We start from the raw sequence: 18,818 nt of genomic DNA on the forward strand, positions 1-18,818 counted from the left end.
CATGGCAGATGGTTGGCGTCAGATTTGGTCCGATTTTCGCGATAGCCTCAGAGGAAAGCCATCGAAACCGGACAGCGATCGCACGGTCGAACCTCCAGAATCGGCTGATAGCCGGGCTACTATCGCACCCGGTCCACCAATTGCCACTGCCTCGCCAAAACCTCCTGCGACCGATCCGGCCGCAGCGAATTCGAGTCCCGATGACTCGGAGCAGCTCGCCCGCCAGCTCACGGAAAGCGCACAGTCGGAGACAGAATGGACGGCAGATTCAGATCAGGCTCAGCCTGCGCCAACACGGCAACCGACACTGGGGCAGTATGTGGCGAGCATTTTCGCGATCACGACCATTCCCGCCGCGCTCGTCTTCTTTTCGTCGGACTATTTCGCCGACATGACGCTCCCATCTCCTCCGGCCCCCAATGTCGTCGCGACATTCGAGGGGGGACAGATAACCCTTGAAGACATCGAAGCTCACCTGAATATGCTCTCGTCGTCCACCAGCAACCCTGGTCCCATGTCGCAGGAAGCGCTTCTTGAGACAGTTGAAGATCTCGTATCCGATCAACTAATTCTCCGATGGGCAGCTAATCGAAAGCCGGAAGCCGACGAGAGCTTCCAACATGCGATCAAACACATAAATGAAAATCTCAATCTCGAATCCTTCGCGGACCAGCTTCATACCGAGCGCATCTCAATCTCCGAGAGCAGCATCCGCGAATATTACGATAAGAACAAAGCGCGCTATGAAGGACGTAGCTTTACCGAGGTGCGCGATGAGATACGGCGGACCCTGGTTGCCGAGCAGGAACCCGCTTTTGTCGAAGACTATTTAGAGAAGCTGCGAACGAGCGCATCGATCACTCGCAGTTTCGATCTCCTGGATGTACCAGCTCCGAGCCAGAAGGAGCTTGAGACCTACTACCGACAGAACATCGACCGATTCAAATTGCCACGCCGCGCCATCGTTGATGAACTGGAGTTTAGTGCATCACAATTCAGCCCGAAGGCCCAACAAGAGGCGGCCAGCGCCTTACTAGGCATCCAAGGCGGTGCAACATTCCAGGCGACAGCAGGGCGATTCTCGAAGGCGCGTTTTTCATCCCGGGCGGAGGTGCCCGAAGGCAGCAGGAACCCCGATTGGGACAAATACGTCTTCGCACTGGTTCCCGGGGAACTGGCGAGCGTGTTTCAGGCAGGCGGATCGTATTACGTCGTCCGCCTTCAGGAGGTCATGCCCGCAGGCGCAAAGAGCTTCGCCGAAGTCCGTCCGACAATCATGACAACCGTACGCACGCAAAAGGAACAGCGATGGTTCGCGGATAACGGCGAAAAGACGCTCTTCACGATCAAGGGACAGCGCTACAGCCTTCGCGATTTCTACAAGGAATACGAGGAAGCGTCACTTCGCGAGCAGTTCGAAGGAGCAGAGGGCCTCAAACGTTTGGCAAACGCACTTATTGATCGCATGCTCCTGGTATCGGACACTTATGACAGGTTGCTCGACGTCGCAAACAAGCCCCTTGCCGACGAAACGCGACTTCGTCTGCTGCGGCAAATGATGGAGCAGGAGGAGGTGGACGACCGGATCGAAGTCAGCGACGAGCAAATTCAAGCATTCTACTCCGACAATCGCGATCGCCTTGTGAGTCCTCCGAAGTCGAGAATCCGTTATGTCCGAATCGGTCTTGGCTCGAGCGAGGCGGACGCGAGTCGTGCACGCGAACGTTCGGACGAAGCCTATCGGAAGCTGACCGGAGCTGTCCCGGGGTCGGACTTCGCCTCGGTGGCGCAAGAGTATTCCGAGGATGTCGAAACAGCTTCAAAGGGTGGCGAGTTCCCTGATTGGATCGGCGAAAGCGGGGATCCACTAGGCGAACTGATGAGCCACCCGTTCCATGAAGCGATTCAAGACATGGAGCCGGGAAAAGTTGGCAAACCTTTCGAGTTGGGAGGCAGCATCTACATCGTGGAAGTGACGGAACGAACCTTGCCGCAGCAGTTAACTCTTGACGAGGCAAAACCCTTTATCGAGGAGTACCTGACCAACCAACAGCATCGCTCTATGGCCGAGGAATTGCAGAGGCGGCAACTTCAAGAAGCCAAGGTGCAATTGTATCCGCAGGTTCTGGAAGAATATCTCATGCGCGCGGCCTCTCGCGACCAACCGACATCGCAGTAGCGAAGAATCTCTCAAGGCCCCTTGACCCTCTAGCTGCTATAGGTCCTATGACGTAGTCCCTGCGAGACAGGAGACATCGAGATGACCGCTGCAGCACGCCGCACCCGCTTTCGGGTTGAAGGCATGGATTGCGCAAGTTGCGCCGCCAAGATCGACAAAGCGGTCCGACGAATACCGGATGTCACAGATGTGAACGTGTCGGTTGTTGCTGGCACCATGAGCGTTGAACACGGAGACAAGCTCGATCTCGACACACTGGCCCAAAAGGTCAACCGGCTAGGCTATAAGGCCACACGCCTTGGTGCGGCGAAGAGGTCGAAGGCTGCGGAGCGCGCCCACGGCCAAGACCGAAAGTCCGACCATTCGGACCATGACGACGATCATGCCGATCAAGATCATTCGGACCATGACCATGCCGGCCATGTGCACGGGCCCGACGGCAAGCACGATCATGCCGACCATGACCGCGATCACGCCGGACACGATCATTGGGACCATGACCATGCCGGCCATGTGCACGGGCCGGACGGCAAGCACGATCATGCGGATCATGACTGCGATCACGCCGGACACGACCATTCCGGCCATGACCATGCCGGACATGTTCACGGGCCGGATTGCAAGCACGATCATGCTGATCGCGATCACGCGGGGCACAGTCATTCAGGCGAATATCGCGTCGCGACTGGTTACATCGAGGAGACTGCGTCGCCAGGCGCGCATCAGACCCGCTTTCGCGTCGCGGGCATGGATTGCGCGAGCTGTGCGGCAAAGATCGACACGGCAGTGCGCCGTATGCCGGATGTCACTGATGTGAAGGTATCAGTTGTTGCTGGCACCATGACCGTCACGCACGGAAGCAAGGCTGACCTCGACGGACTTGCCCGCAAGGTCACCAGCCTTGGCTACAAAGCCGCGCCGATAGGCCCTGCGGGACAAAAGCCGGCCACCACCCCCGCAAACCATGTCCATGGGCCGGACGGTAGGCTTGACCAGGCACTGACAGCAAGCGGGATCGCTACCGAGGCGCCTGATGCCCTGGAAGGCATGCACGGGCACGATCACGGGCCGCAGGACGGACCCTGGTGGAAAACATCTAAAGCGCAATTGACGATCATCTGCGGCATCGCGCTGGCCGTCGCTTTTGGGCTTTCGCAGGTTCTTCCGCAGACCCAGCCGTGGGGCTTCATCATTGCAATGGCCGTCGGGCTCATACCAATTGCGCGACGCGCCTTGCTCGGTGCTGCAAACGGGAGCCCTTTCACAATCGAGACGTTGATGACGGTCGCGGCGGTCGGAGCTGTCATCATCGATGCGGCCGAAGAAGCCGCCGTCGTCGTCTTCCTGTTTCTTGTCGGTGAACTCCTTGAAGGGATAGCGACAGGCCGGGCTCGCGCCTCGATACGGGCGCTCGCAACACTGATGCCCAAGACTGCGCTCCTTGAGCGCGACGGTGCCACGCAGACGGTTCCCGCCGAAAGCCTGACGGTAGATGCTGTGGTGCTCGTTCGGCCCGGCGACCGTGTGCCCGCCGACGGCATCGTGCTCTCCGGCGAAAGCGCGGTCGACGAGGCGCCGGTGACCGGCGAGTCCGTACCGAAGCGCAAGGAGACGGGCGACAATGTCTTCGCCGGCACTGTGAATCAGGAAGGCGTGCTCAGGGTGCGTGTAACGGCAGCAGCGGCCGACAACACCATTTCCCGTATCATCGCATTGGTCGAGGAGGCCCAAGAGTCCAAGGCGCCGACCGAACGCTTTATCGATCGCTTCTCGAAATATTATACCCCGGGCGTAATGGTGGTGGCTGCACTGATAGCGATCTTGCCGCCGCTGCTTGCCGGCGCGGAATGGAACACCTGGATCTATCGTGGCCTCGCAGTTCTTCTGATCGGATGCCCCTGCGCGCTGGTCATCTCCACGCCTGCGGCAATCGCCGCGGCGCTATCCGCCGGCGCGCGCCGTGGTCTCCTGATGAAGGGCGGAGCGGTGCTGGAGAATCTGGGCAAAGTCAACTACGTCGCGCTAGACAAAACCGGGACGCTTACCGAAGGCAAGCCGAAGGTCACCGACATCATCGGTGTGGCACGCGACGGGCGCGAGGTATTGAGGCTCGCAGCGGCCCTTGAGGCCGGATCGAGCCATCCGCTGGCTGTGGCCATCCTGGCAAGGGCGGAGGCTGACAAGGTTCCTGTCGTCGCCGCCACCGATGCCGGCGCTGTTGGCGGCAAGGGTGTGGTAGGGACAGTGGATGCGGTGAAGCTCTTTCTGGCTTCACCGCGCGCCGCGGCCGAAAAGGTCAAATTGGACCAAGGGCTGCTATCGCAAATCGCCGCGCTGAACGACGAAGGCAAGACTGTTTCGGTGCTGCTTGCCGGAACGGAAGTGGCGGGCCTCTTCGCAATACGCGACGAACCGCGAGAGGACGCCAAGACCGGTATAGCCGCGCTACACGATCTTGGAGCCGAAACCGTCATGCTGACGGGCGACAATGAGCGGACGGCGAAAGCCATAGCCTCGTCGCTCGACATGGAAGCACGCGCAGAACTGATGCCGCAGGATAAACAGAAGATCGTCGGCGAGATGCGCGCGAAGGGCAAGTTCGTGGCCAAGGTCGGTGACGGGATCAATGACGCTCCGGCGCTCGCAGCTGCTGACATCGGCATTGCCATGGGCAGCGGCACGGACGTTGCTCTGGAAACAGCCGATGCGGCGGTCTTGCATGGCCGTGTCAAGGACATCGCCAATATGGTGGTGTTGTCGCGCCTCACCATGCGCAACATCCTCCAGAATATCACCCTCTCGCTTGGCCTGAAGGCCGTATTCCTCGTAACCACGGTTCTCGGCGTGACCGGGCTGTGGCCCGCCATTCTTGCCGATACCGGCGCGACGGTATTGGTCACCGCCAATGCCATGCGCCTGCTCGCCTGGAAGGGGCTTCGTGAAACATGATGGCAGTCCCTATGCGGCGAAGTGCGTAGTGGTCCCTATGACACGAAAGGGCGATAAAGCCGCGAAAGAACAATAGTTGGAGGAAACCCATTGTCGTCCGGGTTCAAGCTGACCGTGAAGCTCATTTGCATATTGGCCGCGATGCTGCTTTCTACATCAGCTTTTGCACACCAATTCTCGCAAGGTGATATCAAGATTGGCCATCCGTGGTCACGGGTCACGCCGTCCGCTGCCCCGGTCGCCGGAGCCTATCTGACGGTGACAAATTCAGGGTCACAGCCCGACAGACTGACCGGCGGATCGACTCCGATAGCTGATCGGATCGAAGTCCATCAGATGACCATGGATGACGGCACAGCCCGCATGCGTCCACTTCCCGATGGAGTCGAGATCGCTGCAGGAGCCGCGGTCGAGTTGGCGCCAGGCGGCATCCACCTTATGCTCATCAAACCCAACCAGCAGCTGATCGAAGGGAGCAGCTTCAAGGCGACATTGGAGTTCGCCCGGGCCGGGACCGTAGAGATCGAGTTTGTCGTGCAGAGAAACCCCACGGTGGAAACGGGCAGCGGCAATGAGCACGGCGGTCATACGCCGTGAGCGGACTGCGGGCCTTCCGGCTCATGGTGTGGGCCGCCATCGTGGTGCTCGGCATGTTCGTGATCGTGTCGACGCAACGATCCGGTCGCAGTCCTACGGTCGAGACTTCAAGTGGCACCGCGAAAGTCGGTGGGCCTTTCTCCTTGGTGTCGCATACCGGCGAACGCGTCGACAATCAGTCGCTGGCCGGTCGACCCTATCTGGTCTTTTTCGGATTCACCTACTGTCCCGACATTTGTCCGACGACGCTGTTCGAGCTAACGGACCTGATGACGGAGCTGGGACCTGTAGCCGACGGTTTCGAGGTTCTATTCATCACGGTCGATCCGCAGCGCGACACCCAAGAAGCCTTGGCAAGTTACATGACATCGTTCGACAGCCGGATCCTGGCGCTTCGTGGTACGGCTGCCGAGACAGATGCCGCGCTTAAGGCTTTTTCCGCCTACGCGAAAAAGGTTCCTTTGGAGGCCGGCGAGTACACGATGGATCACACTGCCGGCGTGTTCCTCATGAAATCTGATGGCAGCTTTGGCGGTATGATGGATATGCACGAGCCACGCGAGACGCGGTTGGAAAAGCTTCGTCGCATAGCAAGAGATCAAGTCACGGGTTCTTGATGCATGTTGAACAAATTGTCCAACGACGTGGTGGAGGAGCGCAATGGCTTATGGCTATTGTTCGCTTGGATGATCGCGGTAGCAGCAACGCTCACCGCCTTGTTCATTGGAGAGATCGTTGGGCAGACACCATGCAATCTCTGCTGGTTCCAGAGGATATTTATGTTTCCTCTCGCGATTATCTTGGGAATCGCGGCATTTCGCTCTGATTCCAGCATCAAATTCTATGCATTGCCGCTCGTTGGATTGGGCGCGGCGATCGCCTTGTTTCACACATTGATCTACTTCGGCCTTATAGAAGAAGCGATAGTCCCGTGCACGCGCGCCGGGCCATCTTGCGCTGGAGAAGCTATGACCATTCTCGGCAGCGTGCCCTTGCCGCTCGCTTCGCTGATTGCCTTTGCGGCAATCGGCGGGCTCCTTTTCCTGTGCCGCCCCGGAGTTTATCGATGAACCGTCGACAGGTGATAATCGTCTCCGCTGCCGTCGCCTCCACCATCCTCTTCGCGGGGTCTGTGCTCTACTATGACCGTGTTGGTGGAAGCAGTGCTGAGGCGATCTCCGACAATGCCAGCCTCGTCAGAGACTACTCGCCAGTCATGGGACCGGCCAGCGCCCCTGTCACCATCGTGGAGTTCTTCGATCCGTCATGCGAAGCCTGCCGCGCCTTCTATCCCATCGTAAAGAACATCCTTGCACAATATCCTCAGGATGTCCGACTCGTCCTACGATACGCCGCATTCCACGACGGTTCGGACCAGGCAGTAGGAATCCTTGAAGCCGCACGAAAGCAAAATCTCTTCGAACCCGTCTTGGAAGCTCTCCTGGCCGCGCAGCCGGAATGGGCCCCGCATAGCGGGCCGGTCATTGACAAGGCATGGCAGGCCGCGGCCGCCGCCGGGTTGGACCTCGAGCGCGCGCGGCAAGACGCCTCTTCACCGGACGTTACAGCAGTCCTCGATCAGGAATCGAAGGACATCGATACGTGGCGCGTCGAGCAGACCCCAACGTTCTTCGTCAACGGCAAGAGCATGCAAACCTTCGGGCCGCAACAGCTCGTCGATCTTGTCGAGACTGAAGTCAAGCTCGCTCAAGGCACTCAATGAGCCGCACGCGTAGAGCGATGCCCACCCGTTAGCCAGGGCCGGAGCGCCGCGTGCGAGGATCTGCGAATCCATGGCGCACAGGAGAGGCAAAGACATGGCCCACGGCCAGCGCGTTGTAGCGATTGACGTCGCACGAGGACTGGCGATCGCAGGCGTCGTCCTGTTTCATATTGTGTGGGATCTGGAATTCACCGGGATCATCAACGGTGTCGCACGGCACCCAGTCTGGTTGGCTTTTGGACGAAGCCTAGCCGGAACATTCATGTTTCTCGTTGGTGTCAGTCTGGTGCTCGCGCATCGCGAAACCATTCACGTGAGAGCCTTTACCCGCCGTCTTTTCTCCATCACCGCTTATGCGATGGTCATCACGCTGGTTACCTGGTTCGTTTTCCCGGAGAGCTTCATCTTTTTCGGGATTCTCCACGCGATCGCGGCTGCCACGCTGCTTGGTGCACTGTTCTTGCGCGCTAGCCCCTTAGTCTGTTTGGGCGCGGCCACAATAGTGCTGATGCTGCCATTCGTTGCGGATGCACCGGCATTCAACACGCGGTGGCTGGCTTGGATCGGATTTGCAGAACGCCCTCCACCCAGCAACGATTTCGTCCCCATTTTCCCGTGGGTCGGCGTCACGCTTCTGGGCATGGCAAGCGCAAAGCTGTTCGCATATCGACGTGAGCAAGGTTCTCTGGGCGACCAGCCGATGCAAGGATGGCTTGCAAGGATTTTGGTCTGGATGGGAAATCGGAGCCTTCCGATCTACCTCGTGCACCAGCCAATACTCCTGAGCGTCATCGTTCCCCTGTCGTGGGTTTTCTCCACACCACGTTGAGACATCCCACTGGAAGGATTCCGATGGCACCGTGTTGATTGAAGCAACAGAACACACCCGGTCGAAATGGTGTTGAGGAACTCTGGGGATTCGCCGTCTCCTGTCGCTGAAAAGATCCATCTCAATTCACTGGGAGGAAAAGTGGTGGCATTTCACCTTCGGCCGTTCGGGATCATCAGGTTTCGGGGGGCCACAAAAAACGCTTGGAGGATCGATCCATTCGCCTTGCCTCGATGCCGGACGGCCAAGGAAAAAAGCCCCCCGCTGCCGGGAGGAGGTCGCAGCGGGCTCGATCTATGGACAAGGCGCGGGAGGAGGTGTACCGCATCCAGCATCGGCATCGCATCTGGGAGGAGTAGATGGCCGACAACGGGATCATACCGAACGCCGTTGATATTGCAATGCACAATTTCGTATCGCACGTGCGAAAATGAGCCAAACCCGCTTGGGAAACCGCTCAAGATATTGGGCAAGGGCAGGGCCCAAGAATCCGACTTGCCAGTCGACCAAGATGCGCTGATAGCCGAGACAGTGCGATGTTCACCGAAGAGGCATGGAAGGCATCTCGCCCTCCGCTGTGCGCCAGATCCGGCGCCGATTTCCGGCCGTGATCAGTTCTTCTTCCAAGGCCTCTTCGTAAGCTTTGTCCGCCGAAGGCGGAACCACAAAAAGCGCGATCGGCCGGGATTGACGCTGCACCATTACCGCCGCGGTTGGCGTTTTCTGCCGTCAGGTTGTAGCGCAACCCTTTGACGCTTCGGTCACGCAGCTTGGCCAGTGTGTCGGCCAGCCTCTTTTCCTATGCGGATTCGAAAGGCACCCAGTTTTCGTCGACGACCATCAGCGCCATATCCTCAATGACTGCAAGGCTGGTCGGCGTGAGCCCGAACGTCGCGATCACCATCAGGTGAGTAGCCTCGTCCGCGTCCCACAGTGCCAGCTCGTTCTCGAAACGACCCTTCAGTCGCAGATACAGCCTTTCATCCAGCAGGAACCGAAAGTCCGGCATGAGCTTGACGATCAATCGGTGGCCACTGCGTGTCGGAGCAAAATCCTTGGCCTCACCCACCAGGATCATCAATTTGCGCGGTCCGCTCTTCGGCGGAAGTGCCGGTACCAGCGCCTCGGTCCGGCGCTGCTCGATCGCGGCCTTGTCCGTCGACCGGAACGGTTCAGGCACGAAAAGCATCTCGTTGAGCATTCCGCCTTTCACCGTCATCTGGCCCGCGGCCTCGATCAGGTGCCAGCGAATATTCCACCAGTGACGCTTGCCAGCCCACCGCGACGTCCAAGCCGTCAGCTCGGCCTGATGCCAGAGATAATGGAGCACGCTGCGCAACGAGAGCTTCTTTGCGTCGCCAGCGATGCTGTCAGTCGTATCCGTCCCCGCACTCGGCGCAGCCCGCGTGCCGATTTTCGTGAGACTCAAGGCGACTTTAAGCGCGGACATCCCGCTCTCCGGATCGACCAGGATCGCACTGCCCATCAACACGCCGAGACCGGACAACTCGTCTGGTGGCTCGTAGGAAGGACAGACGGGATCGTGCTCCCACCCGACATAGGCATGCGCTTGACGATGTACTGGTCGCCGACATGGGCGATGTACATCGAAAGTCCGCCTCCCCTGCAGAGGCAAAGCGGTCGAACCCGCTTACGATGAGCGTCGGATAACGCTACCTGCAAATCCGGCGCCGTCTCCTCGACAACCTGGTCACCAAGTTTGAATCGTCGCATCGCCTCCATCGCTCCGGACGCCGCCGCATCCCCTGTCTTTCATTGATTCACGGATTGGGCGGCAACGCAACCCTCAGAGCTTTTCGTGTGCACGCACTGCTTCGCCGCCGCCAGCCGGGGCCGGCGTACCCTTCGCGCGTGATCTCATATGGAGGCGCGGCGCAGCTACGGCTGCGCGCTTCGCGCCTGCCGGCGCTGGCGGAGGCAGAGGGGAGGCCCGGATGCGGCGGCGGGTCGAGGCCAGGAGAGAGTCTCCCGGTGCCCGTCGCGGAGAACGATCATGACCCATACTGAGATTCTGGCACCCTCACGCACTACGCCCAACGGCTACAAGGTCGACATCAGCCGTGGCCAGCGCATCGGGCGCGTATCGTCGGAATGGTTCAACCGGCCGGACGACGAACGCTACCTCTCTCTCACCGATCTCAACAATGCGGTGAGCCGGCGGTCTGAACACAGCAAGACCCGGATCGTGGAAAGCGAGACAATCCGTGTGGAAGCTTCTCGCGACAATCCCGAGCGGCTGACACTCATGCTGCCAGATGCCCGCGCACCGGTCGCGCCGACACACTGGAGTTTTGGCCAGCTTGCCAGCCTGGTCAGCGCACCCGCGACCTATCTGCGCCAGCTTCCAGCCGCGCTTGCCGGCATCAATCTACAATATGGCCTGTCCACCCACCGCACCGAGCAGGTCAAGACGCTCGAGATCGAGAACGGCCGCCTGGAGCTCCGGGCGGTCACGGGCCCGGACTATGTGCGTTATCTGAACAGTCAAGCTGTCTCACCGGCTTTTCACTGATCCCTTCCATCGATGTTGAGCTCGACGCCGCCCGTAAGCGGTGGCGATCCCGTGCGCTCGCGTCGCTCTCAAGGAGCTTTCACGATGACTTCCAGGATGCATTCCGGAGCGCGTGCCGACGTTTACACGCGCATCACTGCCGAGATCATCGCGGCAATCGAGCAAGATGCAGGCGAGTGGCGTGCGCCGTGGTTCCACAACGGGACAAGTGTTGCCCGCCCGACCAATGTCGCATCGGGCAAGTGCTACCGCGGCATCAACACGGTGGCGCTGTTGGCCGCAGCCATAGCTGGCGGTTACAGCGATGGCTTATGGGGCACCTACCGGCAATGGCAGGCCGCCGGCGCCCAGGTGCGCAAAGGCGAACGCTCGACCACCGTCGTGTTGTGGAAGCAGGTCGCTTCGTCTGAGCCGGCTGACGACGATGACAACGACGTCGGTGGCCACCGCCGGATGTTTGCCCGGGCCTTCTCGGTGTTTAACGTCGCGCAGGTAGACGGATACGACCAGCCGCCGGTGGACCTCCTGCCGGAGAGCGAACGCCTGGCGCATGCTGAGGCTTTCATCGCCAATCTCGGGATCAAGACCGTGTTCGGCGGTTCGGAAGCTTACTACCTCCCGTCATCGGACACGGTGTTCATGCCGGATTTCGCTTCCTTCCGCGATGCCGCCTCATTTTATGGCGTGTGGCTTCATGAGGACGGCCACGCCTCGGGAGCAAAGCACCGGCTCGATCGTGATCTCTCGGGTCGCTTCGGCTCGGCTGCCTATGCCGCCGAGGAGTGTTGCGTCGAGATTCTCAGCGGGCTCGTCCTTGCCGATCTGGGCATAGCCCATCATCCGCGTGCCGATCATGCAGCGTATATTGCCTCGTGGATCGAAGTGCTGAAGGACGATCCCCGCGCCATCTTCACAGCCGCCAGCAAGGCGCAGCAGGCCGCCGACTGGATGCACGCGCAGCAGCCTAAGGCCGCTGCGGCTCCATCCGTGACGGGGCTTCGGGATTTGTATCCCACTCTCAATCACGCGCGGGATCATTTCGGTTGAACTGTAACGGTCGTAACATTATACATGTGACGATGACAGCTGCAAACTGGCTCCTTCTGACCTACAAAGTGCCGCCCGAACCCGCGGCGAAGCGCATCGCGCTTTGGCGACGGCTGAAGGGCATGGGCGCCGTCTATCTGCAGAACGGCGTCTGCCTTTTGCCCAAGACCGACGATCACGTCCGCCGGCTGAAGATGCTGGAGAACGACGTCGGCGAGATGGGCGGGGAATCCGTGATCCTGGAGACAGTCGCGCTCGACCGGGCGCAGGAGGAGAAGGTCATCGCCCGCTTCAAGGCTGACCGCGACGAAGCCTATCGCGAGTTCGTCGACAAGTGCGACGACTTCGAGGCGGAGATCGCCAAGGAGCGGGCGGCCAACCATTTCACTTACGCCGAACTGGAGGAGAACGACGTCGATCTGAAGAAGCTGCAGGGCTGGTTCGAGAAGATCCGCAAGCTCGACTTCTATGGCGCAACGCTCGGTGCGGAGGCCGAGAAGCGGCTGCGCGCGTGTGAGGCTTTGCTCGACGCCTATGCTCGCCAGGTTTTTGACGCTCACGACGAGAACCGCTGACTGGAGCCGACACGTTGGACATGTCATCCCATGAACAGGACCTGCGGCGAGTGGTTCGTCTCGTCGCTCTTCTCAATCTCGCCTATTTCGGCGTCGAGTTTGCCGTCGCGCTTGCCATCGGCTCGGTGTCGCTTTTTGCCGACAGCGTCGATTTCCTCGAGGATACGTCAGTCAATTTCCTGATCCTGGCAGCGCTCGGGTGGTCCGCCCGCCGCCGGGCCATGGTCGGGATGGCGCTCGCTGGCATCCTCCTCGTCCCCGGTCTGGCTACCCTTTGGACTGCCTGGGACAAGTTCATGACACTGACCCCGCCGGAGCCGTTTGCCCTGTCATTGACCGGCCTCGGCGCTCTCGCGGTCAATCTCTCCTGCGCTCTCATGCTGACCCGCTTCCGCCACCACAGCGGCAGCCTCACCAAGGCCGCTTTCCTCTCGGCACGCAATGACGCGCTGGCCAACGTCGCGATCGTCGCCGCCGGGTTGCTCACCGCCTACACCCTGTCGGCCTGGCCCGACCTGATCGTCGGACTTGGTATTGCTGCGATCAACGCCGATGCCGCGCGAGAAGTGTGGCAGGCGGCACGCTCGGAACATCGCGCTGCGGAGGCTTGATCTCATAAAGCAACGGGCGCATTCGCGCCCCGATCCGACGTTCGTCGGCGCGGTGTAGCAGGGCACGGGCCTGGATATGCTGAGCGACCACATTCTCCCGCTCACGCCGATCCCGCTCTGTGGCGTTCTGCGGTGAGCGGGGTTCCTCCAATCGGGACAGCTTTGCGGCTTCGGCTACCCGCCGCAGTTCGGCGAGTATTACTGGAGCACGGTTCGCGGTCGCCCGGCTGACGCCGGCTTCCCGAGCCAGACCGGCGATCGTCAGTCGGCCGTCCGTCCGGGCCGCATTACCGGAGACAAGCCGGATCAGCGCGGCGCGAAGAGCTCGCTCTGTGGATGCGCTGACCGGCTTCACGACTGTTCCTCCAGCAGTGGCGCGATCAGCTTGCGCATTCGATCCCGGTCCTGCCGGATTGCGGTCCGCTGCACGCTCGACAATCGCTTCTCGTCCAGCATGGCCTCGGCATGCGCGATCGCAGCCTGCCACGACGGCAGATGACGACGCGCGATGCAGGAGTTCGGGCAGCGGTCAGGGGCGCAGTTCGACAGGATGGGCTCGCTTGCCGAACCCGTCGACCGGCTAAGGCAAAGCGCCGTCGCCGGCTCGAAGAAGCAGTCGTTCAGATAGCCGACGTGCAGCGTGCGCGCGAGGTGGGCGAGCATCGCCTTCACGCGCTTGCCGTCTGCGATCACGCCCGGCAGGGAGCCGATCTCCTGCGCGACACGGTCGATCTCGTGCGTGACGCGAGACGCGCCGGGGCCGGCCAGTCGCTCGCCGCGCTGCGCCGCTTCGTAATGCGCAACGATGTCGTCGAGCTGCCCCAGATGGTGTTCCTGCTCCACCTCCTGGCGGAAGCCGGAAGCCGATGATCCGGCATAGCCGTCGAACATTGCGACGGAGGCATGCTTGTACTGGATCTTGCCGGCGACCACGCCGAACGGCCGGTTGGCGATGTACCAGGCCACGGTGCGCCGGAACTGCCGTGTGTTGAAGATCCAGCTTCGGCCCTCCACGAGCGGGATTGCAGGTTGTTCCGATGCACCGAAGCGCTCGTCCAGGTGCTCGCGATACCGATTGATCTGTCGCACCACATGCGGCACGCCGCGATCGAGCGCAACGGCGTGGTGCAGAACGATCCAGATGCCGTCATCCTTGCGCCGCGGCCGATGCCTTGCCGCAAGGCGCTCGGCGATCTCGACAGCGCGGCCGACCGGCTCGATCGTCACCCATTCCTCTGGTTCGCCACGCTCTTGCCGGCCCTTGTAGACGATGCTGCGTATTGCCAGCCGTTCGATCATGCCGTCGGCGCTGCACTTGCGCTGAAGGCAACCGGGCCGCATTGCCTGGACCTCACCGTCGCGCATGCCGGTCAGATAGGCGCACAGGATGTAGGCGGCAGTCTGAAGTTGCCGTTCCTCGTGTGCCAACACATAGGCGTCGAAGCGCGGCCGCCATGGTTGGCCGCTATCGGGATCGATGGCGATCGGCGTGTCCATGCCGCCTTGCTCGACGCCGAGTTCCTTCACGGCGTCAAGAAGCCGGCCATAGGCAATCTTGTTCTGGATGAGGTTGCTGGGATGCAAGCCGCTCTGCAACGAGATCAGCCGGATGTTCAGAACCTGGCCGTTCAGGAGCTGGTCGAGCGCGATAGCGCAGCAGATGCCACCCATGCGCCTCGGTTCGTTCCAGACGGGAACGCCTCGTCCCGCCTGACGCCGCCTATCGATCCAGTCCGCAAGCCGCCCTTCGACGCTGCCGCGCCGGGCATAGCGCGGGCGCGCTGCATAGGCGGCCTCAAGGGCGTCGAGTTCGTCGCGTGCCGCGAGGATATCGGTCGAGAACAGCTCGACATAGCGCAGCGACCAGCGCAGCAATGCGCCGATCACCGGCTCGGGAATGCGGGGCGTCATGTTCTCATATGGCCGACCGCCGCAGCCCGCCACTTTGTAGACCGGCGTCCCGTTCCAGGGAACGAAGCACAAGCCGCCATGGGTCAGGAAGCGGGCGAGCCGATGCAACTGCACGACCGGTCTCAGGCAGGCGCCAACCCGGCTCGGCAACACGGGCCGGTTCTTTTGGAGAGCAAGGTAAGCGTCGAGCAGATCCTGATCGATGAGCGCGGCATCGAAGCGGCCCTCCCGTTCCCGCACGAACGCCATCAACTGGCGCAGGGAGGCGAGCGCTGCTCGCGCGCTCAACGGCCGCAACCGCCCCGAGCGGTCCGGAAGGCGTTCGTTGAGCCAGGCGAAGATGTATTCCTTGGCCGTCAGCCTCTCCACCGGACAGGCAATATCGGTGAAGTCGATCGTCCGGAATGCATTGCGCGCAGTCACATGGAAGATTGCCGGATCGAGATTCCACACGTCGTCGCCGAAGCGCGAGAGCGTCTCCCGGTCGGTCCCTTCCTTGAGCTTCATCGAGCAGAGCACGATGTCGCTCTGGCTGCGTATGGCCGACGGGGCTGTGGCCTGGGCGACGTTCGTCGCCGTCATTGTGCCGTCGCCTCAACCGGCAGATAAAGTAGCGTCGGCCCTTCTGCGGCAATCCGTGTCCGGGCCGCTTCCACGATCTGGGGCGCAAAGGCGGGCAGGATCTGCTTCGTGATGCGGTGCCAGGGGCGGCCAAACTTGATCGACCACTCGTCAGCGTTGAGGGTGGCGCGCTGATCGGCCATGAACGACTGGAATGCGATGAGCGCCGGGAGCTTGCGTTCGGTGATCACGGCGTTCTCGCATTCCAGGCACCCCCAGAACGGGGTCGGGCAAGGTTTGCCCGCTTCAGCGAACGGGCTCTCGTAAAAGCTGCCGCATCGCGCGAGCCACACATCCTGCTCGTCCATCGCCGGAGGCGGGTCTTGCCGCTCTGCGACAAGGTCTTCCCGCTCGCTCGTGGCGATGCGCGGCTTCAGCGCAGCGTCGAGGGCATCGTGGAACGCGGCGGCCAGGGTCCGCTCGTGAACATGGCGCAGGGCCGGAATATCTGCATAGTGCCGGACCGCGACGCTGATCGAATGCCCGACGGCGAACTGCTCGAGCTGGCCGTTCGTGCGTCGATACCACTCGGCCTTATGTGTCTTCCGCAACCGCGACAGCCTCAGCCGCAGCGATGCGCCGTCGTCATCGACCAGATGATAGCGCTCGACGAAGGCGGCGATGCCTTGTCCGCCTTCTTCATTGGCTGGACGCAAGCCGTCGATGGTCCAGAGGACCCACAGGCGATCCGACCCAGTGTGTCGTCGGGCACGTTCGGTGAGCGCGATCGCCATTCTGACCAGCCCTCCGGGTGTGCCGCTCGATCCATCCCGCACCCGAAGGCGCTTCCACTCCGAGCCGCGTGCACCGCGCTTGTAATACTCGATCTCGACATAGCCTCTGGTGGGATTGCGCAGGCAGTCCGCCTTCAGGTGGATCAGGCATTCCATCTCCATGCCGGTCTCCAGCGACAGCAGCGCCAGGAATGCCGCAAGGTCGATCGCCGTGAGGTGGAAGCCTCGGTGCGGCACCTCGATCCTGCTGTCGACCTTGCGGTAGGCCGCGAGATTGACGAAGCGCCTGAAGGCGGGATGTCGCGTCTCGATCTGCCCGGATCGTATGATCTCGGCGACGACGGCATCATGATGGGCGCGCAGCCGCGTGCATGCGTCGACTCTCGGCGGAGGCGGCGGAACGCGGTCGCCGAGCGCGATGCGCTGGCGGGCTTCAGCGATTTGAGCCCGGGCCGCGGTACGCAGCGCTTCAGCGATCCCGCCGCTATAGGCGTCTCGGGGCCGGCTCCCGCCGCTATCGCCGTGACCGAGATAGCGCAGGCGGGATACGACGTCCGGCGTCAGCACGCCGGGACGGTCCTCGACCGCGATGCGGAGCACGCTGATCAGCGCCGCCAGAAGGTGACGCTGGAACAGCCGGTTCCCGGCATTCTGCTCGAGCCATGCCTCATAATCATTGATCAGCTCGACGGTGATGTCGCCTAGCCTTCGGACGGCAATCTCCCGAGCATCCAGGAACGACCAGAACCGACGGAGATTGAGCACCGTGCGCTGCACCGAACGTCCGATCGGCGTCGGCCCCATCTGGCGGATGCGTTCCCGCACCAGCGGGGCGATCTCGGCAACGAAGGATGGGTTCGACCAGGTACTCAGGTCGACGATGATCTCGCCGACTGTGTCGACGCGCACAGCGAAGCGGCGGGGATCGGCCACGATGACGGCTGCTACGGCGCTCTCATCCGGCGGCTCCAACCGGGGCGGGAAGGTTGCCCGTCGTCCCCGGCTCATGGCGCCGGCTCCCCGGAGGTAACATCCAGGCCGAGATTGCCCACCGCCGCATCGACGATCTCCTGGCTGTCCGCGAGGTGATCGAGATAGATATAGGTGCTCTCGATCCTGCTGTGCCCCATCAGTCTCTGGAGCTTCAGCAGCGGGTCGCCGATCATTCGGCGGTAGGCGGAGCCAAGATGCCGCGATCGCTCGCTGATGACCCAGCCAACCTGTTCGCGCAGAAGCAGCGTCAGCATGTGGACAGCAAAGCTGTGGCGAAGCATGTGAGGGGTGACGTGCATGTCATCGAAGCCGAAGCGACGGCATCTCTCGCTGGCTCGCGTGAACACGGCTTCCCACGACGCCATCGGCATCGGCAATCCGTCTTCGGTCAGCCAGGGCGCCAGAGGCGCGCCCGTCGTGGCTTCCACGAGCCGCGTTCGTTCCGCGGGCGTCATCTGATCGACGCTCATCCTCACCGCGCGGTCGCCATCGTTCAGGCGAAGAGCTCGATGCTCGCATTCGACGACCGGGATCGGGCTACGCGTCCGGCGGATACGACCGCTCCGCCGAGCTCGTCCAAGCGCGTTGTCCCGTTCGATCCGGACATAGTCGTGCAACTGCCCGATCAGACGGATCGGCATGCGGATATCCCGGCCGCGCGAACCCTTTGCGGTCGCGGCGGCCAATCGGAAGGGCAGAGATCGGGCCGTGGAATCCAGGCATGTATCCAGTGTGGGCAACTCGTTCAGCAGCAAGCTCGACGCTTCCTGCAGCCGCAGACCGGTCGTGATCAGCAGTTCCGCGAACAGCGCATTGCGCTCTCCGTTGCGGCCTCGCCGTGTCGGGTCTTCCCGCCCATCGGGAAGCCTGCCGCGCAGCCCGACATCGCGGAACACCAGATAGCGCGGCAGGTCCAGGAAGCGCATGTCGCCATTGCGAGCTCCGCTCTCTTTGGAGCAGTTCACCGCAACGGCTATGACCGCTCCCGAAGTCGACGCGCGTGACCAGAGCTGCCGGTAAGTGAACGGAGCCGCGGCAATAATCTTCTCGTCCACTGCCCACCGATAAAGCTTGTCGAGTGCCGCGATCATCCGGTTCCAGGAAGAGGCCGATATCCGGAACGGAGGTTCGGACAAGCGCCGGGCTTCGTGGAATGCCGCGATGTCATCGCGATCTGCCGACCAGACAGACTTGCCGTTCTGTCGCTCTTCGAGGAAGCGCATCCAGACGATAATGTCCCGCGCATAGGCGCGAAGGCTGTTCATCGAGCGCACGCCCATGGTCGGGCACGATCGGAGGAAACGGTTGAGATGGTGATCGTAGGTGCCGTCGCTTCCCAGAATGAACGGCATGCCCTCGATGAGGCCGATGCTGTCCGCAGCCGCTATCTCGTCCGAGGACAACTCGTATGTCGCGCCGTTGACCGTCACGGAACGGCGCAGGGCGGAAAGATCGGTGAAGAACAGCTGCGGCAATGGACCTCCCAAACGGCGCCGAAGTTTTTGCCGGGGGACGG

Annotated in this window: 14 protein-coding genes and 3 pseudogenes; 12 read left to right on the top strand and 5 right to left on the bottom strand. The window is 61.6% G+C overall.

The genetic code is table 11. The annotated features are described in order from the left end of the window. The first annotated feature begins 1 nt into the window (after nucleotide 1). The 8 genes and pseudogenes from GNP00_RS19990 (at nucleotide 2) to GNP00_RS20020 (ending at nucleotide 8,277) form a co-directional block, all read left to right on the top strand. A complete protein-coding gene (locus GNP00_RS19990; protein ID WP_011578594.1) occupies nucleotides 2-2,179 on the top strand; it encodes a peptidylprolyl isomerase in 2,178 nt (725 codons plus the stop codon). 81 nt (nucleotides 2,180-2,260) lie between these two features. Further along, a pseudogene (locus tag GNP00_RS23950) lies at nucleotides 2,261-2,455 on the top strand (cation transporter); the annotation flags it as partial. Between the two features lie 417 nt (nucleotides 2,456-2,872). Then, a complete protein-coding gene (locus GNP00_RS19995; RefSeq protein WP_484482083.1) occupies nucleotides 2,873-5,128 on the top strand; it encodes a heavy metal translocating P-type ATPase in 2,256 nt (751 codons plus the stop codon). 90 nt (nucleotides 5,129-5,218) lie between these two features. Continuing rightward, nucleotides 5,219-5,725 carry a copper chaperone PCu(A)C gene (locus GNP00_RS20000; RefSeq protein ID WP_246259403.1) on the top strand — a complete coding sequence of 169 codons (507 nt, stop codon included), beginning with the start codon at nucleotides 5,219-5,221 and terminating at the stop codon, nucleotides 5,723-5,725. Further along, nucleotides 5,722-6,342 carry an SCO family protein gene (locus GNP00_RS20005; protein ID WP_041544149.1) on the top strand — a complete coding sequence of 207 codons (621 nt, stop codon included), beginning with the start codon at nucleotides 5,722-5,724 and terminating at the stop codon, nucleotides 6,340-6,342. The genes GNP00_RS20000 and GNP00_RS20005 overlap by 4 nt, the downstream gene beginning before the upstream one ends. A 3-nt stretch (nucleotides 6,343-6,345) precedes the next feature. Further along, nucleotides 6,346-6,795, top strand: coding sequence for a disulfide bond formation protein B (locus tag GNP00_RS20010; RefSeq protein WP_011578598.1), 450 nt, complete (start codon nucleotides 6,346-6,348; stop codon nucleotides 6,793-6,795). Beyond that, the gene (locus tag GNP00_RS20015) at nucleotides 6,792-7,448 is read left to right on the top strand and encodes a DsbA family protein (protein ID WP_011578599.1); all 657 of its coding nucleotides are present in this window, start codon (nucleotides 6,792-6,794) and stop codon (nucleotides 7,446-7,448) included. Before GNP00_RS20010 ends, GNP00_RS20015 begins: the two co-directional genes overlap by 4 nt. 94 nt (nucleotides 7,449-7,542) lie before the next feature. After that, entirely contained in the window at nucleotides 7,543-8,277 is a 735-nt protein-coding gene (locus GNP00_RS20020; RefSeq protein WP_011578600.1) for a heparan-alpha-glucosaminide N-acetyltransferase, read from the top strand. A gap of 799 nt (nucleotides 8,278-9,076) precedes the next feature. On the opposite strand, the pseudogene GNP00_RS23460 reads toward GNP00_RS20020, so the two are convergent. Continuing rightward, a pseudogene (locus GNP00_RS23460) lies at nucleotides 9,077-10,020 on the bottom strand (DUF1173 family protein). Nucleotides 10,021-10,291: 271 nt separating this feature from the next. Between GNP00_RS23460 and GNP00_RS20030 the strand changes: the two are divergent. The 4 genes and pseudogenes from GNP00_RS20030 to GNP00_RS20045 form a co-directional block, all read left to right on the top strand. Further along, nucleotides 10,292-10,792 (top strand): annotated as a pseudogene (locus tag GNP00_RS20030) (hypothetical protein); the annotation flags it as partial. 102 nt (nucleotides 10,793-10,894) lie between these two features. Further along, entirely contained in the window at nucleotides 10,895-11,857 is a 963-nt protein-coding gene (locus GNP00_RS20035) for an ArdC family protein (RefSeq protein WP_011578603.1), read from the top strand. Between the two features lie 32 nt (nucleotides 11,858-11,889). After that, the gene (locus tag GNP00_RS20040; protein WP_041544151.1) at nucleotides 11,890-12,432 is read left to right on the top strand and encodes a Chromate resistance protein ChrB; all 543 of its coding nucleotides are present in this window, start codon (nucleotides 11,890-11,892) and stop codon (nucleotides 12,430-12,432) included. A 20-nt stretch (nucleotides 12,433-12,452) separates the two neighbouring features. After that, complete coding sequence (locus GNP00_RS20045; protein ID WP_041544152.1) at nucleotides 12,453-13,043, top strand: cation efflux transmembrane domain-containing protein; 591 nt, start codon at nucleotides 12,453-12,455, stop codon at nucleotides 13,041-13,043. Here GNP00_RS20045 and GNP00_RS20050 read toward each other — a convergent pair. From GNP00_RS20050 to GNP00_RS20065, 4 genes are read right to left on the bottom strand one after another with little or no spacing between them, the layout of a single operon-like run. Further along, complete coding sequence (locus tag GNP00_RS20050) at nucleotides 12,976-13,398, bottom strand: hypothetical protein (protein ID WP_011578606.1); 423 nt, start codon at nucleotides 13,396-13,398, stop codon at nucleotides 12,976-12,978. The genes GNP00_RS20045 and GNP00_RS20050 overlap by 68 nt on opposite strands. Beyond that, a complete protein-coding gene (locus GNP00_RS20055) occupies nucleotides 13,395-15,536 on the bottom strand; it encodes a hypothetical protein (protein WP_011578607.1) in 2,142 nt (713 codons plus the stop codon). The genes GNP00_RS20050 and GNP00_RS20055 overlap by 4 nt, the downstream gene beginning before the upstream one ends. Next, nucleotides 15,533-17,317 carry a hypothetical protein gene (locus GNP00_RS20060; protein WP_011578608.1) on the bottom strand — a complete coding sequence of 595 codons (1,785 nt, stop codon included), beginning with the start codon at nucleotides 17,315-17,317 and terminating at the stop codon, nucleotides 15,533-15,535. Before GNP00_RS20060 ends, GNP00_RS20055 begins: the two co-directional genes overlap by 4 nt. Continuing rightward, on the bottom strand, nucleotides 17,314-18,777 hold the full coding sequence (locus GNP00_RS20065; protein WP_041544153.1) for a tyrosine-type recombinase/integrase: 1,464 nt from the start codon (nucleotides 18,775-18,777) through the stop codon (nucleotides 17,314-17,316). The genes GNP00_RS20060 and GNP00_RS20065 overlap by 4 nt, the downstream gene beginning before the upstream one ends. Nucleotides 18,778-18,818: the final 41 nt, after the last annotated feature.

Source organism: Chelativorans multitrophicus, from assembly GCF_011317445.1.
Lineage (GTDB): Bacteria > Pseudomonadota > Alphaproteobacteria > Rhizobiales > Rhizobiaceae > Chelativorans > Chelativorans multitrophicus.

What these genes read in the sequence shown, in the direction of transcription:
- GNP00_RS20055 (WP_011578607.1), bottom strand. Translation starts at nt 15,536, where the DNA reads ATGACGGCGACGAACGTCGCCCAGGCCACAGCCCCGTCGGCCATACGC.
- GNP00_RS20010 (WP_011578598.1), top strand. Translation starts at nt 6,346, where the DNA reads ATGTTGAACAAATTGTCCAACGACGTGGTGGAGGAGCGCAATGGCTTA.
- GNP00_RS20015 (WP_011578599.1), top strand. Translation starts at nt 6,792, where the DNA reads ATGAACCGTCGACAGGTGATAATCGTCTCCGCTGCCGTCGCCTCCACC.
- GNP00_RS20060 (WP_011578608.1), bottom strand. Translation starts at nt 17,317, where the DNA reads ATGAGCCGGGGACGACGGGCAACCTTCCCGCCCCGGTTGGAGCCGCCG.
- GNP00_RS20020 (WP_011578600.1), top strand. Translation starts at nt 7,543, where the DNA reads ATGGCCCACGGCCAGCGCGTTGTAGCGATTGACGTCGCACGAGGACTG.
- GNP00_RS20035 (WP_011578603.1), top strand. Translation starts at nt 10,895, where the DNA reads ATGACTTCCAGGATGCATTCCGGAGCGCGTGCCGACGTTTACACGCGC.
- GNP00_RS20045 (WP_041544152.1), top strand. Translation starts at nt 12,453, where the DNA reads ATGTCATCCCATGAACAGGACCTGCGGCGAGTGGTTCGTCTCGTCGCT.
- GNP00_RS19990 (WP_011578594.1), top strand. Translation starts at nt 2, where the DNA reads ATGGCAGATGGTTGGCGTCAGATTTGGTCCGATTTTCGCGATAGCCTC.
- GNP00_RS20040 (WP_041544151.1), top strand. Translation starts at nt 11,890, where the DNA reads ATGACAGCTGCAAACTGGCTCCTTCTGACCTACAAAGTGCCGCCCGAA.